Source organism: Anabaena lutea FACHB-196 (assembly GCF_014698305.1).
GTDB lineage: Bacteria > Cyanobacteriota > Cyanobacteriia > Cyanobacteriales > Nostocaceae > Anabaena > Anabaena lutea.
This window is the reverse complement of sequence record NZ_JACJST010000002.1, coordinates 444,520-461,577: the sequence shown is the minus strand read 5'-3', so window position 1 is coordinate 461,577 and position 17,058 is coordinate 444,520. Positions and strand designations below refer to the sequence as shown.

Below are 17,058 nucleotides of genomic sequence, written 5' to 3'. Positions count from 1 at the left end.
TGTCTAAATCTCATAATACCAAATATCCTCTTCTCTCACCATAATTCGATTTAGAGATAGCCTATCAATCAAACCCTCTTGCTCCAATTGTCCCAGCAGACGAGTGATTGTGACACGAGTTGAACCAATTAGTTCTGCCAAGTCTTCATGGGTTAGACGCATATCTATTAAACGTCCTTGCGCCATTTCTGAACCAAACTTTTGTGATAGCCATGCTAATAATTTAATCAGCATAGTTTCCACTTTTTTGTGACTACGAATCACCATCAATTCTTCTGCTTGTTGGATATGATTCAGCAAAGTTTCTGCCAATTCAGTCCACTCCTCCAAAGGTAAAGCAATCGCCTCTACTTTTGTCAAGCACTCCATCTGATAGGGGTTCATTCTAGAAATATCTCTACTAACAACATCACCTGGTCCCCACAATCCCAAAGCTACTGTTGTACCGTCTTCTAGATAAGTAAAAGTCCTGACAAAACCGCTTTCTATTTTCCAAAGAGTATGTTTCTGATTTGGCAATAGAGATCTCCGTGTAAAATGCTGCCGAGAATTTTTAGTAGCTGACTGGGTAAGACCTGTGTATAATGACATCATCTTCTATCTTACAGTTTGCCGATGTACTAACCGTAGTATACATAATATCAGCTTCTAAATTTCTGCATCATCTAGAAACTCGGACAGCAGGAGACAAGAGGAAAGTTTCTCTACCAGACGCTGCGCGAACAGTGGGGAGTCTGATGGATCTTATTCTCCACCAGAAAAGAACAGCGGTAAAACAAATGCTGCCATAATTCCACCCAATACAATCACCTCGATAATTTTTATTAATAAACTACTCGCTATAAACTGATTAATTTCTTCTCTAAAATTATTGGGAAAATTACTCAACCAACCGCACAAAAGACTATACCAGTTAGCAGGACTATCTTCTGGGCGGAATTTCCATGACAATATTGATAGTAATAATGGTACACCACCAACTTTAGCCGACATCAAAACATGAATGGCTACAAAACAAATCATAATCACCCAAGCTATGAGGTGAAGATAATACCAAATATGATCAAGTTCTCCTGTAGGTAGCCATTCTTCCTTCATCATTCTGCCAGATATTACTGCTAAAACAGCAGCAATTAAAATTTTAGTATTTACTAAACGTTGCAGGCTAACCCACCAAGTTGGTTTACCAATTTGAGTCAGTTTTTGGATTGAGTCTGGTTGTAGTAAGCGTCTTTTTCCAGCATGAAAGCTATAAAGAGCGAAAACTGGGAGTAAAATTAAGAAAAATAGCCCCAATGTCCCGTGAATATCCTGTATGGGATTAATTTTGGGAATAGGGATTTGGCCAAATCTTTTATCAAAAGTATTGTAAACAAGGAATCCGCTAATAATTGCGCCAATTGCTAAAATCCCGCTCAAACCATGCAGGATTCGCAATATCAAGGGTTGATAGGGTGCTGAACGATTCATAAGCTAATGGGGTAAGTTTTTCAATTGTCTAATTTTGCCATAGATATTAATTCGTAATTCTTCAGGAGTACCGAGTAACCCCATAACTAAAGTTAGGGGACTGAAACAAGGAAGCATTATTTCTCTGGCAATAATCTTGAAATAAACATTTTTCCTTCTTCCATGAATGAATTCAGGGGCTTTAGACCTATTTGTGCTGAGTTCTAAATAGGATTATCACTCATTACTAGTACCGCTTTCTCGGAATTAAAAATTAACAATTAAAAATTAAAAAAGTAGATTAAACAGGCTTTTTCAGTATTTTTAATGCTTGCTTAACTTACGGACTGTTGTACTAGTTACTCAGTACTGACTAAACGCCGAGCTACCGCTAACAGCACTATTTCGGTAAATTACTGCACAATCTAGAAACTCGGCCAGCAGGAGACACGGGGAAAGTTTCTTTGCTATAGGCTGTGCGAACACAGGGAAATTGAGTCTGAGTTTATACCAGTTATGAACTGAAGTGGATCTGGCGAAAAATGGCGTTTTCCTTCTTCTTCCCATATTCTGGATAATTTCCCTGAAAGATGACCCATGATTAAGAATTCTGTAGAATAATCCACGGCAAGTCGATAGAATTATGATAGTTAAATATGTTTAAGTGGGATGATATGACATCTAACACTTAAATAAAAATTAATTTCGCAAAAACCACGATAAATCTATCAATGTACCGCACTATACTGAATACAGACTTGAATAGCCAAAATTACACCCTCCTGGATCTTTCAGCCAAAGTCGAATATGCACTACTGGCACTGTTAGAACTGGCAAGCCACCATGACAAAAAAGTGCCTCGGACAATGAGCGAGATAACTGCCAAGCAACCCATACCAGAACGCTATCTAGAACAAATTCTCACTCACCTGCGCCGTGCTGGTGTGGTGCAGAGTCAGCGAGGCTCTAAAGGAGGTTTCGTTTTAGTGCGTGAACCTTGGCAGATCACTTTGTTAGAAATTGTCACTTTGGTAGAAGGTGAGCGGAAAGAGAAAGAAGCCTCGGAGTCTACCACTCTAGAAAAAACTCTGGTTCATGAAGTCTGGGAACAAGCCAATATAGCTTCAATTGAAGTTTTGCGTAGCTTTACACTCCAAGACTTATGTCAGCAAAGAGAGACTCGCGCCCAACAAAATCCCATGTATTACATTTAGCCATCAAAGGGTACACCTATGCGAATAGCAAAAAATATCACCGAGTTAGTCGGAAAAACTCCTCTTGTTCAGTTAAACAAGATTCCCCAAGCTGAGGGTGCAGTGGCGCGAATTGTCGTCAAACTAGAAAGCATGAATCCATCTGCTTCCGTTAAAGATCGGATTGGTGTGAGCATGGTGGAAGCGGCAGAAGAAGCGGGTTTTATTCACCCTGGAAAAACTACTCTAGTAGAGCCAACTTCTGGTAACACGGGAATTGCCTTGGCAATGGTAGCGGCTGCAAAAGGCTATCATTTGATTCTTACCATGCCGGATACAATGAGCCAAGAACGGCGGTTGATGCTGAAAGCCTATGGCGCTCAATTGGAATTAACGCCGGGGGTGGAAGGAATGCGTGGGGCTATAGGCAGAGCCGAGGAAATTGTAGCGAGAACGCCTAACGCCTATATGTTGCAACAGTTCCGTAACCCTGCTAACCCTAGAGTTCATGCTCGCACCACAGCGGAAGAAATTTGGGAAGATACGGACGGAGAAGTTGATATTCTCGTAGCAGGAGTGGGTACTGGGGGGACAATTACGGGAGTTTCAGAAGTGATTAAACAACGGAAACCCAGTTTTCAAGCCGTTGCGGTGGAACCAACCACGAGTCCTGTTTTAGGAGGAGGAAAAGCAGGCCCACACAAGATTCAGGGTATTGGCCCAGGATTTATCCCTGCAATTTACCGTGCAGAATTCATAGATGAAGTTATTCAGGTGACAGATGACCAAGCGATCGCTTACAGTCGTCGTTTAGCCAAGGAAGAAGGATTGCTATCGGGCATTTCTGCTGGTGCGGCTTTATTGGCTGCAATCCAATTAGCACAGCGTCCAGAAAACGTAGGTAAGTTGATTGTGATGATTCAGCCTAGCTTCGGTGAACGCTACCTCAGCACTTCCCTATTTAAAGAACTAGAAGAAAATGAATGGTTGACTAAAGTTTAATACAGCCGGAGGAGGCCGGGAGCAGAAAAGTCGTTGTGATTTTTGAAAAAATGCGTAAACCTGTGCCTAACTATCGGCTGTAACTTAATTGTCTCCAATTTCATGGGGATAATCATTTTTTTTCAGCAAAACTAGTAAGCAAATACAACTAGCAACTAGCTTTATTGGACTTAAAGCTCCACCTTTCAAAACGATAAAAGCACCTAAACCCATCAGTATAAAAGGTACGAGATGATTACCATAGCCTGTAAAAATCTCTGCAATCCCTCTCTGATGGGTTAGCTTGTATGCGGCATAGCACCAAACTGCTAATAGTAAAAAAAATAAACTTATAGTTACCAACAAACTACATAAGTTATTATTAGCAAATAATGGCACATAAATGCTAATATTATCACTCCCATTAGCAACCGTTAAAGATGCTACTGTGTACGTTTGGGGATTTAAAAAATTAGTAATAGTGGAGGTTTCAGAAAGTAGGATTTCATCTGTTATTTCTGCAAAGGAATCTGTTTCCTGATTCACCAAGCTGCTGATACCGATGACGATAGGTATTAAACCCAGTAATCCCATCCATTCTGCTGGGAAGATTAAACCACCAAAGAAACCAGGTAAACTGAGAATGACTAGAACAATGAAACCTAAATACTGACCTGCAACAATATGATGGGGACGTAAAGTAGCATTTACCTGAGAAAAAAACAGCAGGAGAATGAGAATATCATCAATATTCGTGGCGCTAAATGTAATTAACCCTGTAGTAATTGTAGTAACTAACTCACTCATTTAATTTAGGACTGTTTCATATAGGGACAAATATTGCTATGTTGATCAATTATATTTGATAAAATCTACCATGAATCGGCTTGAGACAGCTTTTACAGAAGGGATAATCGCCTTTGCAGCTACTAATATTGATGACATTGTTATCCTGCTGCTGTTTTTCTCACAGCTAGATAGTAATTTTCGACGTAGACATATCGTAATTGGGCAATATTTGGGTTTTACTGCCATTATTTTAGCCAGCTTACCAGGGTTTTTTGGTGGTTTAGTCATCCAGCGAGAAATAATTGGATTATTAGGACTATTACCAATAGCCATTGGCTTGAAGCAACTACTAAATCGGGAATCAGAAACTACGGAAGTTCAGACGGTGACTACTGATTTTAAACAGTCATCACACCCTAATCCGGTATTATCTTTTCTATTGAGCATTTTGCATCCTCAAACTTATAAAGTTGCAGCTGTAACAATTGCTAATGGAGGTGACAATATTAGTATTTATATACCTTTATTTGCTGGTCATGACTTTGCCAGCTTAGGAGTGATTTTAGGTGTATTTTTGGCTATGGTCGGGGTTTGGTGCTATATTGCTTACTTGTTAACCCGTCAAGCTACCATTGCTAATATTTTAAGTCGCTATGGTCAGGCTATTGTGCCTTTTGTGTTAATTGGCTTAGGTTTATTTATCATGTACGAAAGAGGTACATTTAACTTAATACCCTGGACGCAGAGAAATTAAAACATTTCAGGGAAATAAAATTAAATATCAATCAAATTACGCTTGAGCAACTAATTTCCAACTTACCATCATCAAGATGGCATAAACAATAAACCGCAGTGGACGTTGAGGAGTTATCTGACAGATTTTAGCACCTAGTAATACCCCTGGAACTGAGCCTATCCATATTGGTATAACCAGACTCCAATCAACTGTTCCTAATGTTAGATGTCCGAAAGAGGTGAATAGCAATAAAATTGCCGCCTGTGCAATATCTGTACCGACTAATTTACGTGCATCGAGACGAAAAAAGGCAATTAAAACTAAAGCAAACATGGAACCAGAGGAGACACTGGTTAAACCCACGAAACATCCTAAAACTGCTGCTATGGTGATGGTTAGAAAACGTCCCCACTTGGTTTTTACATCTAATTTTGGCAGTTCAGGTAAATTGAATTTGGGGAAAAATGTCATCAGCAACAATTGTATTAGTGCTAACACAGTGACTAATAGAATCATGACCCCCAGTAACCGCAACAAAATGTGATCTAGGTTAGATGTTCCACTCTGTCTGATCATGTGTAAGATTCCCACTCCTACCATTGAACCAGAAACACTACCTGTTGCTAACCATTTGACTATTTCTGGATCGAGGGTTTTCTGTTCCCAGTGCTTGATGCTACCAACTACCTTCATGAGTGTGGCAGCGACAACGTCAGAACTGACAGCAATGGAAGGGGGAACTTGAAACACAAAAATCAACATTGGGGTAATGAGAGAGGCTCCCCCAATTCCTGTTAAACCAACGATGATGCCAATGAAGAAGCTAAATAACGGTAGTAATAAATAGTTCATACTCCTGCCCAGAAATGGGGTTTGTAAGGGTGATTCTCTGACTTAAGAAGCTGGAGAGTAGGCTGTAAGCACTTTATATAGCTTTTACCTTTTTCTAGCCGCATCCTAATAAACGGTAACTCGATTGGATTACCGTATTTTAAACTTAAAAATGATCAAATGTCTAGTGTCTGTGACTTAAGTTATACCGTTTTACTTGAAAGTTGATACAAACAGACGTTATTATACGGAGATTAATTTGTAGTTTTAATGAAGTGAATTGATATTATGAATACGTTAACGCGTTAAAACAGAATCCGAGCAAACATCCACTAAGTGAGTACCAATCAAAATGAACTGGGTGAAAAACATTAATCCAGAGCGTAAGTCACCACGCAGGTTTATCCAAAATCTAATTTTGTCCCATTGGCGTTCTCTGTTACTCCTGTTTATGGGAGTTTATTTACCTTTGCAAGTCTTTGAAATCTTGGCAGTGAAGTTATGGCAGAATGAGAGCGGCTTTCCCTGGGATGTGCCGATTTTGTTAGCCATTCACTCTATAGCACAGCCACAACTGGATATTTTAGCAGTGGTGCTGACAAAGTTTGGGTCATTTAGGACTGTTTTACCTGTGTTGAGTGCGATCGCTCTGATACTATTAACGCAACGAAGATGGCGATCTCTAACTTATCTAGTCACTACAGCATTCGGAAACATCCTCATCAACCGCACCGCTAAACAATTAATGCATCGAATGCGTCCCCATCTGTGGGAGTCTAAAGCGCCAGAATTTGATTATGCTTTTCCTAGTGGCCATGCGATGACAAGTATGACATTGGTAGCAATCTTGGTAATTTTAAATTGGAATCGCCCTTGGCGCTGGTTAGTAGTAATGTTTGGTAGTTTGTTTCTCTTCGCTATTGCTTGGACACGTCTCTATCTGGGAGTTCACTTCCCCAGTGATATTCTCGCCGGCTGGATGGTTGCATTAGCTTGGGCTATTGGCGTGAGTTTAATTATCAAACCTAATTGGCAACCAACAACTACCATAAATACCAACACACAACAAGAAACTTCCCTACTACCGGAAGAGAAAAAATTAATAGATCAGGACTGAATTCCAGGAAGAGAGGCTCAAGATGGGGAGAGGCAAAAACAGATCAGCAGGAATTTGAAACCTTGACGGAAATAGAGCCAAACCGCGTATCCTACTCTCAGTCAGCTACACCCTTGGCGTACCGGAAGCTCTATTCTATTCGCCAAGGCTGTAATTTTTAGAATTTAATCCCCAAAAGTGACCTAATTTAAGCTTTTTTGGTAGGTGCATTAGTAACTCGTGCATCTACAACTGCTTGCGATACATTAGGGATAAACCAGTTCACTTCACCTGGTTTGAGAATTTTTGTTCCAGCTTGATTAAATTCAATTATTCCAGTTTCTGGATTAGTCTTCAAGACTACATTTATGCCGTTGGGAACCTTAATCACAACGCCACCAGTTAATTCTTGATTTTGTCCATCTTGACCTAAAGCAATAGCTGTGACATCAGTTGGTAGATAAATGCCTTTGCAATTCCATTTATCTTTAGTTATCTTACCATCACCTAGAAAATACAATGCTGCACCAGAGGAGTAATTATCATCTTCTGCATCTGGTTCTGTTCCATATATTGCTAGAGTTTGACCAGTCTGATTACTACATTGCCCCCAGTCAATTCCTGACTCAAAGGCAACTTTTTGAAACTCTAATTCATTGATTTTTTGGTCGAGTGCTTCTGGTGTATCACCTTCTAGTTGAGCCTGTGTCTTTTTAGCAATTTTCAACTGATTCAGTTCTTGATTCAAATTTATGTAATCAGGGTTTTTGAGAAATTCTGGAGCATCGGCTAATACAGGTGCAGTAAATATCAAATTTACTAGCAATACCGCCACCATCAAAACGTATTTTAAGGGTTTCATATCTTTGTCTCAACTTTTACAACTTGCAGCTTATGACTATCTTTCGTCATTGTCAATATTATACATAGCCACAAAATAAAAGATTCAGAAATTAAGTTTTAGCAATACTTAAAATTTGTTCGCATAGTAATTTATCACCTAATAATACCATTTAAAACATAGGTTGGCAAGACTAAATAATATTGTTATTTTTATACTAAACTTTTTAAGCCAGAAAATTTTATAAGTCTAACAAGCCTTGTATACAGCAGGTTTAATGCCTCTACATAACTAGAATGCTACTAATTCCGATTCATTTAAAGTGTATTTTGGATAACACAAATTTCATGCAATTTACTTAAAAAATACCTGCTAAAAATACAGCAATTAATTTGAACTAATCCGATGCATTTACTGTAAATTAAATGATTTAAAAAGATTTAAGGTTTATTTTTAACAAATGCTTGATTAATCAAAATACCTAGGGTAGTATTAAACCTGAATTAAAAAATACAACTATGGATAGATGCACCATTTCATAGACATACCACTATCTAGAAGCGATAGTTTAGGATTTATGCAGCAGAATATTTGACCCGCAGATAACTATAAATTCCTATAAACCTATAGTTATAAGCGCCATTGAAAACGATATAAATTCCAACATGAAACAAGAAATTACATCCTCATCTCATCAAAGTATTCATGGCTTAAAGCCAGATTGTCTTTCTTTTTCGGAAGTATTAGCCCAATCTTTTGCAGTAATTGCGCCCACAACAATACCAGCATCTAACATTGGCTTGATTGTGGCATTATCAGGAAACGGTACTTGGTTAAGTTTTCTGATTGGCTTAGTAGGGCTATTATTTGTCAGCATTAACATCAACCAATTTGCTAGTCGTTCTGCTTCTCCAGGTTCCCTCTACTCTTACATCACAAAAGGTCTTGGCCCGACAGCAGGTGTAATTTGCGGTTGGAGTCTAGTACTGGCTTATTTATTCACTGGAATGTCAGTTCTGTGTGGATTTAGCAATTTTACGGGAATGTTAATAGGTCATCTAGGCATTCATCCTTCCAGCATCACACTCTTAGCTATTGGTGCAGGAATTTCCTGGTATGCAGCTTATAAAGATATCCAACTTTCAGCTGTAGCAATGTTGTGGTTAGAAGGTGCTTCCCTTGTCCTGATATCAGTCTTATGTATCATCATCTGGGCGCACAAAGGTTTTGCTCTCGATATTTCCCAATTGACTCTTTCAGGTGTAACTCCCGGTAACATAGCGACGGGACTGGTTTTGGTAATGTTTGGTTTTTCTGGCTTTGAAAGTGCGACAAGCTTGGGTGACGAAGCCAAAAAACCATTGCGGACAATACCCAGAGCCGTTATGGGCAGTGTAATACTTGCAGGTTTATTTTTTATTTGTACAACTTATATAGAAGTAATGGCCTTTAGGGGTACGGGCATATCCATTACTAACAGTGAAGAGCCTCTAACTTTCCTCTCCCAACAAGCAGGAGTTGGTTTTTTAGGAGAATTAGTGGCTTTGGGTGCATTGTTCAGCTTCTTTGCTTGCATTTTAGGAAGTATCAACCCAGCAGCTAGAGTAGCCTTTTTAATGGCTCGTCATGGTTTGTTTCATGCCTCTTTAGGTAATGCCCACGCAGCTAACAGAACACCCCACGTTGCAGTCACGATGTGTTCATTTCTAACATTTCTCATACCTGCGGTGATGTCTCTATTTGATATCAAACTCTTTGAGAGTATGGGTTATTTAGGAGCAATGTGTAGTTATGGATTTTTAACAGTCTATATCCTGATTTCCATTGCGGCTCCTGTGTACTTACACAAAATTAGAAAACTCCGGACTAGAGATGTGGTGTTTTCAGTTGTGGCGGTAGCATTCATGATGATTCCAGTTGTCGGGAGTGTGGGAATTCCTGGAAGTACGATGTTTCCAGCACCGGAAGCTCCTTATAACTTCTTTCCTTACTTATTTTTGCTTTACATAGTTGCTACTTGTGGTTGGTTCACATTGAAAAGGCAACGTTCTCCACATTTAGTTGCAGGTATGCGTAAAGGTATTGAAGATATTCATGCCAGATTTGCCGATAGGAACAGCCATTAGTTTTTTAGTTGGTTTATTTAAGTACAACGCTTCCCATCTAAATCTAAAGTCCAAAATCCAAAATCTAAAATCTAAAATCTAAAATTAATATGAGCGGGTTAGTTACTGCAATTAGTACAGGGTCATTTGCTTTCAGTGCCACGAACATTGATGATTTAGTTATCCTGACGTTATTTTTCTCTCAGGTGAATTCAAAGTTCCGTCGTTGGCATATTGTGATTGGACAGTATTTAGGTTTCTCAGCTTTAATACTCGCCAGTTTACCGGCTTTTTTTGGAGGTTTAATTTTACCACGTCCTTGGATTGGGTTATTTGGCTTATTACCCATTGCTATTGGTATCAAGTGTTTGTTGAACCGAGATGCAGATGAGTCAGAGGAAGTGGAAACAGTAGCAGAAGTTTCTCCCCAATCACTTTTAGCCAAATTTTTCAATCTGCAAACTTACACTGTGGCTGCTGTTACCTTCGCTAATGGGACAGATAATATTAGTATTTATGTGCCAATATTTGCCAGCAGCAGTTGGCAGAGTTTGCTAATCATTCTGGGAGTATTTTTTCTTCTGGTAGGGGTTTTATGCTACATGGCATATAAATTAACTCACAATCGAGCAATTGCTGATATTTTCACCCAATACGGTAATAAATTTATGCCTTTTGTCTTAATGGGACTTGGTGCTTTTATTGTCTTAGATAGTGGTAGTTTCAGCCTGCTTAATTTATGGAAATGGCACCTATAGCAATATGCTTGTCAATTGCAGTAATAATCATTGCCTGAAACTAGTAATGCTTTGCGGAATTAAAAATCAAAAAAGAAAATTACACAAGTTTTTTAGTAATTTTTAATGTTTGCTTAACTTAAACCAAGGTTGAAGTCAAAAGTAATAAAGCTTGTGAGATGAGAACTTCTTAGTTGATTTGGAATCATAGCTTTATTTCCGCCGTGCTTTACTAGTTAATGTAGAGAAAAATTAAGTTTTTTTTACTAATAATATTTAGCCTGCACAAGCTGGCTACGTAATGAATAATTATCTTAGTTATTTGCTTTCCAAAATTCAATCTGCTAATTCATCTGTAAAGTAGACCAAAATTTCTGGGAGTTATAAAAATAAGTTGTAAAAAAAAGAGGGATATAATTTGAACATACTTGAATTTTCTTTATTAGTGTGGCTGGGATCATTTAGTGCTGGCTTGGTTGGAGCCTTAACTGGCTTAGGCGGTGGAGTTGTGATAGTTCCGTTATTAACTTCTGTCTTTGGAGTTGATATACGTTACGCTGTCGGTGCTTCACTAGTATCTGTTATTGCTACATCTTTGGGTGCAGCATCTACATATATCAGGAAAGGCTACACGAATCTGCGCTTGGGGATGTTTTTAGAAGTAGCCACAACAACTGGCGCGATAGTTGGTGCTTTAATTGCCAGTTTTATTACAGTAAAAATGCTGACTATTGTGCTGGCGGTTGTGCTAATTTATTCAGCTTATTTATCGCAACGACCTAGACCAGAACATTTTGAAAGTGAGACGGTAGAGCCTTTAGCAGAATATCTCCACCTCAATGGTACTTACCCAACCCCGGATGGACTCATGCCTTATCAGGTACATTCTTTACCAGCGGGTTTTAGCATCATGTTAGTAGCTGGAGTGCTTTCTGGTTTGTTGGGGATTGGTTCAGGGGGATTTAAAGTATTAGCAATGGATCAAGCCATGCGTCTACCTTTTAAAGTTTCCACCACTACTAGTAATTTTATGATTGGCGTTACAGCCGCAGCATCTGCGGGGGTTTACCTAACACGAGGTTACATAGATCCTGGTTTGTCTATGCCAGTTATGTTGGGGGTGCTACCTGGTGCTTTTTTGGGAGCCAGAATTTTAATCGGCGCTAAAACACAAATTTTGAGAATTATCTTCAGTTTTGTATTGTTGGTAATGGCTTTAAAGATGGTCTACAACAGTCTAATAGGGGGACTGTAATTATGTATAAAATTAATTCTGGTTTTCGGTGGACGACGACAGCAGAGACAGAACGGGAAATTTTTGCACTAGCTTTAGCTCCAGAAGATATAGATTCTGATATTCAACAGTTAGAAGAACATCGCCTTAGTAATGTGGGGCAGTTAAATCATAACTGTGAGATGGATAGTAATAAAAAACTTACAAAAACTCAAAGTGAGCAAGAATTAGAATATTTACTGAGTAATTTGCTTAAATATGGTGTTCTAATCGCTAGTACTGTGGTTTTATTTGGGGGTATATTGTATTTGATTCATCACGGTTCTGAACCTGCTGAATATCAGTTTTTTCGAGGTACACAATCTGAGTTTCGCTCCCCAGGAGGTGTAGTTACTGCGGTTTTATCAGGTAGTCGGCGTGGAATTATTCAATTGGGACTTTTACTATTAATTGCTACCCCAATTTTGCGTGTAATTGTTTCTTTATTTAGTTTTCTCATCAGGCGAGAATTTATCTATGTCATTATCACCTCTATAGTGTTGGCTAGTCTAACTTATAGTCTAGTCGGGGCTTATTATTAATAAGTTGATCAACTTAATTAAACATAAAAACTTTTTGCATAGAGGCGGAGCATCTGCCCCCAGTACCGCCTGGGAATTCATTCCCAGTCTCATAGCTGAAGTCATCTAAAGATGACTAAATCATCTGAAACTTTAACTTGTCACCAATGCCCCACACTCAGCATTATCTCTATTGACAGAAGTCATAAGCTTACTTAAGCCGATACGCTGAGATTGGTACGTCCGGGTGTAATAGGGCAATTGTCACTAAGTAACATTGCTGAAACTCCTAGAAATTCTTATTTGGCTTCTAGCCTATGTAGTAAATGGCTCTACCTAATATTGCTAGAATTAATCTCAAACGTAGGTTAACCAACGCGATCGCTTTACCAATTGGTTTGATGCTCTTGCTGACAGGAGCTACGCTTTGGCAAATTACACGATTGGTCTCCACAATTAAGTGGGTTGATCATACAGACCTAGTGATTGCTCAAGCAAATTATACCCAACGACTGCTTGTTGATATGGAAACTGGCATCCGAGGTTATCTCTTATCTGGAGAACTGGAATTTCTTGAACCCTATCAACAGGCAAGTCCACGGATTAATCCTGCCTTTAATCGCCTAGCTGATCTGGTTGCAGATAACCACCAGCAAACGCAAAACTTAACTCACTTGCGATCGCACTATGAGATATGGAAAACTTCTGCACCCTCCCTAATTGCATCACGACAGCGAGGTGAACCAATATCCATTATGGCTTTAAGCACCCGTAAGCAGCAAATGGATGCTATACGCACTCATATTACCCAGTTTATACATTTAGAGGAAAGTTTACGGAATGCTCGCACCGATGCTGTTAGACAGACTACCCGCATAGTCATTGGTACAAGTATTGGGTTAACACTTGTTCTTGGTAGTATTCTGGCTTACTTAATCAGGCGGGAAATTCTCTTAGTTTCTCGAACCTATGAACAGGCTTTGACAGTTGCCCACCAGCAGACAGACATTTCTCAACGTTCGGCGGAACGATTAGCCGAACTGCATAAAATTGACCAAGCCATTTTATCGGCTCAGTCTTTAGAATATATGATTCGTGTTGCGCTTTCCCGCCTGCGTCAGATTATCCCCTCTCAACAAGCTTTCGTCATCTTATTTGATTTTCAGACCGGAAAAGGACAAGTGCTGGCAGGTAGTGCAGATGGGGAATTAAAACCACCTGAAGGAACAACTTTAGCGATTGAGGATTTTGCCCCACCAGAAGTTTTACAACAAGGACTCACCCGTTATGTTGAAGATTTGACAATTGTTGAGCAATGCCCCCCTATTTTAGATAGATTATTAACCACGGGAAATCTGAGTTGCATTACTGTACCGATGAAGGTTGAACAAACCTTAATTGGTGAGCTAAATTTAGCAGCGACACAACGGGCGGCTTTTGATGGGGAAACGCACGAAATAGTTCAAGAAGTAGCTGATCAATTAGCGATCGCCATTCACCAATCCCATCTTCGGGAACAATTGCAACGCTATACAGCTGAGTTGGAACAACGGGTGATTGAAAGAACAGCACAACTACAGGATGCTTACACAGAACTAGAATCCTTCAGTTACTCAACCGCCCACGACCTCCGAACACCATTAGTTGGACTCCAGGGATTAACCCAAGCATTTTTAGAAGACTATAGCCATGTCCTAGATACTTACGGACAAGAATACATTCATCGTATTTATGATACAGCCCACCACATGGATGAGTTGATTGATGATCTGCTGAAATATAGCCGCATCAGTCGCATTGAGCTAAAGCTAGAAGCAATTGATCTGAATGTTGTCATCTCGGCAGCACTCAACCAGTTAAAAGCCAAAATTCAACAGCAGCAAGCAAATATTACGATTGAGGCACAAATGCCTAGCGTGATAGGACATCAGACAACACTGGTTCAGGTGATAGCTAACCTGCTGAGTAATGGCATTAAATTTGTGAAGCCAGGATTACAACCGCAAATTCATATTTGGGCTGAAGAAATTTCGCTACAACTGTCAGAAGTATCACCCCAAGCTCATCAGTGGGTACGTCTATGGGTAGAGGACAACGGAATTGGCATACCCGCAGAATATACAGATCGCATCTTTCGTGTATTTGAACGGTTAAATGGAGCAGAAACTTATCCAGGTACGGGAATCGGTTTGGCTATTGTGCGTAAGGGTATTGAGCGTATGGGTGGACAAGTGGGAGTAGAATCCCATGTAAATCAAGGAAGTCGATTTTGGTTGGAACTACCGAAAGCGAATTTTAACTAAATTAAACTCAGAACAAATTTCTGATAAATATTAAAAAATTTATCTATGATAGTACATGGGTTAGTATGTTTTCTGTATGTCAATTTACCATTTGTGTGAACATTGATATTTCCATTCAGGAAATTTGTTTAAATAATAATGTTGAAACAGCCATTGCGAATTTTACTGATTGATGATAGCCCAAATGAGCGAATATTAATCATTCGGCAATTAGAACAAGAATTTGGCGAGGTTGATGTAGAGCAGATTATAGATGCACAAGGACTAGTTCAATCAATTAATTCAGTAAATTTTGACTTAGTAATTACTGATTATCATCTAATTTGGACAAATGGGATTGAAATTTTGCGGGCTATTAAAGCCCGTTATCCAGAAAAGCCTGTGGTGATGTTTACCAACACAGGTAGCCAAGAGATTGCTGTTGAGGCTATGAAACTGGGGTTAGATGACTATGTAATTAAGTCACCAGAACACTATTTTCGTCTGCGAGTAGCTGTCCGCAATGCTTTAGAAAGAACTGAAGAACGTCAAAGAAGTTTCCTGTTAGATTTACGGCTGCAATCGCTTTTAGAACGGTTGAATGTTGGTGTATTTCGGGCATTACCAGATGGACAACTTTTGGAAGCAAATAGTGCTTTTTTGCAATTGATTGGACTGGAAGCTTTTCCTACAGAACAACAAGTAAATTTAAATGACTATGCTTTACAAGTTGGTAATTATTCTCAGTCTAAGCCGTGGGAGAGACAGGTAGAGCTACAACGTTCTGATGGCAGTAAGGTTTGGGTTTTACTGAACGAATCCGTGAGTAAATTTGATGGAACAACATTAATTGATGGTTTAGTTGAAGATATAACTGAGCGTGTTCAAGCGGAACAACAAATTCAACAACTCAACGCAACTTTGGAGCAGCGAGTCGTTGAACGTACACAACAGCTAGAACAAGTCAATAAAGATTTAGAAACATTTGCCTATTCTATGTCTCACGATATTCGTGAGCCTCTACGAACCATTCACGGATTTGCCAGAGTAATTTTTGAAGATTTTGGCGACCGCCTAGAAACAACAGGTCAAGATTATTTGCAACGCATTATAACGGCAGTACAAACTTTAGATGACCTGATTCAAAATCTATTAGTTTATAGCCGTTTTAGCCGTACCGAAATTTTATTACAGCCTGTTGCATTGGATGCAATTGTCGATAGTGCTTTATCTCAGTTAAGAGAAGTAATTCAAGAGCAAGGTGCAGCAATTACCGTTGTCAGACCTTTACCGATTGTAATGGGCAATTATTATATGTTGATTCAAGTCGTCTTGAATTTGTTGAGTAATGCGATTAAATTTGTTGCTCCTAATACACAACCCCAAATCAAAATTTTGGCGGAAGCAAGTGATCAAACCGTTTGTTTTTGGGTAAAAGATCATGGTATTGGAATTGCTCCTGAAAATCAACAACGTATTTTTCAAACGTTTATTCGATTAAATGGTGCTGATTTTTACAAAGGAAATGGCATTGGATTAGCCCTTGTCTGTAAAGGAGTAGAGCGCATGGGAGGCAAAGTTGGAGTACAGTCGGAACTTGGAAAAGGTAGCTGCTTTTGGATCAAATTGCCACTATATGAGGAAAAGTAATGTACACAGGGTCGAGTACGATTTTATTAGTAGATGACAACAATAATGAAGTTTTTTTGATTGAAAGGGCGTTTCGGAAGGCGAATATTGCCAATCAACTCAAAGTAGTTGGTGATGGGGAAGCGGCTATTCATTATCTTTTAGGTAAAGGTGACTATAGCGATCGCCATGTCTATCCTTTTCCCATGCTGATGCTGCTGGATTTAAAACTCCCCCGCAAGTCAGGACTAGAGGTACTGGAGTGGTTGCGCCAACAACCGGGTATCAAGCGTTTACCTGTGATTGCACTGACCTCTTCTAAACAATCTGCTGACATTAATCGCGCCTACGAACTAGGAATTAATTCTTATTTAGTGAAACCCATTACATTTGATCGCCTAGTGGAAGTGATTCAAGCATTTGACAACTATTGGACAACAATTAGTGAAAGACCCGACTTACAAGAATCAGATTTTTAGTGCTGAGTGAGGAATCGGTTATTAGTTTTTCTCTTCTGCTTCCCTTACTCCCCCTGCTTCCCCTGCTCCCCCTGCTTCCCCTGCTCTCCAGTTCCCAGTCCCACCTGTATGTTACA

At 39.3% G+C, this 17,058-nt stretch carries 16 protein-coding genes; 11 read left to right on the top strand and 5 right to left on the bottom strand.

Annotation, left to right across the window (positions count from 1 at the left end):
• Positions 1-3: 3 nt before the first annotated feature.
• Together H6G59_RS04215 and H6G59_RS04210 are read right to left on the bottom strand one after the other, a co-directional pair.
• Positions 4-591: a Crp/Fnr family transcriptional regulator gene (locus H6G59_RS04215; protein WP_190711936.1), complete on the bottom strand. Its 588-nt coding sequence runs from the start codon at positions 589-591 to the stop codon at positions 4-6.
• A 153-nt stretch (positions 592-744) separates the two neighbouring features.
• On the bottom strand, positions 745-1,470 hold the full coding sequence (locus H6G59_RS04210; protein WP_190711888.1) for a cytochrome b/b6 domain-containing protein: 726 nt from the start codon (positions 1,468-1,470) through the stop codon (positions 745-747).
• A 710-nt stretch (positions 1,471-2,180) separates the two neighbouring features.
• Here H6G59_RS04210 and H6G59_RS04205 point away from each other — a divergent pair.
• Positions 2,181-2,663, top strand: coding sequence for an RrF2 family transcriptional regulator (locus H6G59_RS04205; RefSeq protein WP_190711887.1), 483 nt, complete (start codon positions 2,181-2,183; stop codon positions 2,661-2,663).
• A gap of 18 nt (positions 2,664-2,681) precedes the next feature.
• Positions 2,682-3,644 carry a cysteine synthase A gene (cysK, locus tag H6G59_RS04200; RefSeq protein ID WP_190711886.1) on the top strand — a complete coding sequence of 321 codons (963 nt, stop codon included), beginning with the start codon at positions 2,682-2,684 and terminating at the stop codon, positions 3,642-3,644.
• Between the two features lie 84 nt (positions 3,645-3,728).
• Here cysK and H6G59_RS04195 read toward each other — a convergent pair whose 3' ends face one another.
• On the bottom strand, positions 3,729-4,430 hold the full coding sequence (locus H6G59_RS04195; RefSeq protein WP_190711885.1) for a cadmium resistance transporter: 702 nt from the start codon (positions 4,428-4,430) through the stop codon (positions 3,729-3,731).
• 70 nt (positions 4,431-4,500) lie between these two features.
• Here H6G59_RS04195 and H6G59_RS04190 point away from each other — a divergent pair, with 70 nt between their 5' ends.
• Positions 4,501-5,166 carry a cadmium resistance transporter gene (locus tag H6G59_RS04190; RefSeq protein ID WP_190711884.1) on the top strand — a complete coding sequence of 222 codons (666 nt, stop codon included), beginning with the start codon at positions 4,501-4,503 and terminating at the stop codon, positions 5,164-5,166.
• A 36-nt stretch (positions 5,167-5,202) separates the two neighbouring features.
• Here the strand turns inward: H6G59_RS04190 and H6G59_RS04185 are convergent, their stop codons facing one another.
• Positions 5,203-6,000, bottom strand: coding sequence for a sulfite exporter TauE/SafE family protein (locus H6G59_RS04185; RefSeq protein ID WP_190711883.1), 798 nt, complete (start codon positions 5,998-6,000; stop codon positions 5,203-5,205).
• Between the two features lie 331 nt (positions 6,001-6,331).
• Here H6G59_RS04185 and H6G59_RS04180 point away from each other — a divergent pair, with 331 nt between their 5' ends.
• The gene (locus tag H6G59_RS04180) at positions 6,332-7,096 is read left to right on the top strand and encodes a phosphatase PAP2 family protein (RefSeq protein ID WP_190711882.1); all 765 of its coding nucleotides are present in this window, start codon (positions 6,332-6,334) and stop codon (positions 7,094-7,096) included.
• A gap of 187 nt (positions 7,097-7,283) precedes the next feature.
• On the opposite strand, the gene H6G59_RS04175 is transcribed toward H6G59_RS04180, so the two are convergent.
• On the bottom strand, positions 7,284-7,937 hold the full coding sequence (locus H6G59_RS04175) for a hypothetical protein (RefSeq protein ID WP_190711881.1): 654 nt from the start codon (positions 7,935-7,937) through the stop codon (positions 7,284-7,286).
• 644 nt (positions 7,938-8,581) lie between these two features.
• Between H6G59_RS04175 and H6G59_RS04170 the strand changes: the two genes are divergently transcribed.
• From H6G59_RS04170 to H6G59_RS04140, 7 genes are all read left to right on the top strand, one after another.
• Positions 8,582-10,042, top strand: coding sequence for an APC family permease (locus H6G59_RS04170; protein ID WP_190711880.1), 1,461 nt, complete (start codon positions 8,582-8,584; stop codon positions 10,040-10,042).
• Positions 10,043-10,131: 89 nt separating this feature from the next.
• Positions 10,132-10,779: a cadmium resistance transporter gene (locus H6G59_RS04165; RefSeq protein WP_190711879.1), complete on the top strand. Its 648-nt coding sequence runs from the start codon at positions 10,132-10,134 to the stop codon at positions 10,777-10,779.
• Positions 10,780-11,176: 397 nt separating this feature from the next.
• Positions 11,177-12,013 carry a sulfite exporter TauE/SafE family protein gene (locus tag H6G59_RS04160; protein ID WP_190711878.1) on the top strand — a complete coding sequence of 279 codons (837 nt, stop codon included), beginning with the start codon at positions 11,177-11,179 and terminating at the stop codon, positions 12,011-12,013.
• Between the two features lie 2 nt (positions 12,014-12,015).
• Positions 12,016-12,573, top strand: a complete 558-nt coding sequence (locus tag H6G59_RS04155; RefSeq protein ID WP_190711877.1) for a DUF1634 domain-containing protein — start codon at positions 12,016-12,018, stop codon at positions 12,571-12,573.
• A gap of 305 nt (positions 12,574-12,878) precedes the next feature.
• Positions 12,879-14,855 (top strand): CHASE3 domain-containing protein, encoded by a 1,977-nt coding sequence (locus H6G59_RS04150; RefSeq protein WP_190711876.1) that lies wholly within the window; start codon positions 12,879-12,881, stop codon positions 14,853-14,855.
• Positions 14,856-14,993: 138 nt separating this feature from the next.
• On the top strand, positions 14,994-16,484 hold the full coding sequence (locus H6G59_RS04145) for a sensor histidine kinase (protein ID WP_242038775.1): 1,491 nt from the start codon (positions 14,994-14,996) through the stop codon (positions 16,482-16,484).
• Positions 16,484-16,942, top strand: a complete 459-nt coding sequence (locus H6G59_RS04140) for a response regulator (protein WP_190711875.1) — start codon at positions 16,484-16,486, stop codon at positions 16,940-16,942. The genes H6G59_RS04145 and H6G59_RS04140 overlap by 1 nt, the downstream gene beginning before the upstream one ends.
• Positions 16,943-17,058: the final 116 nt, after the last annotated feature.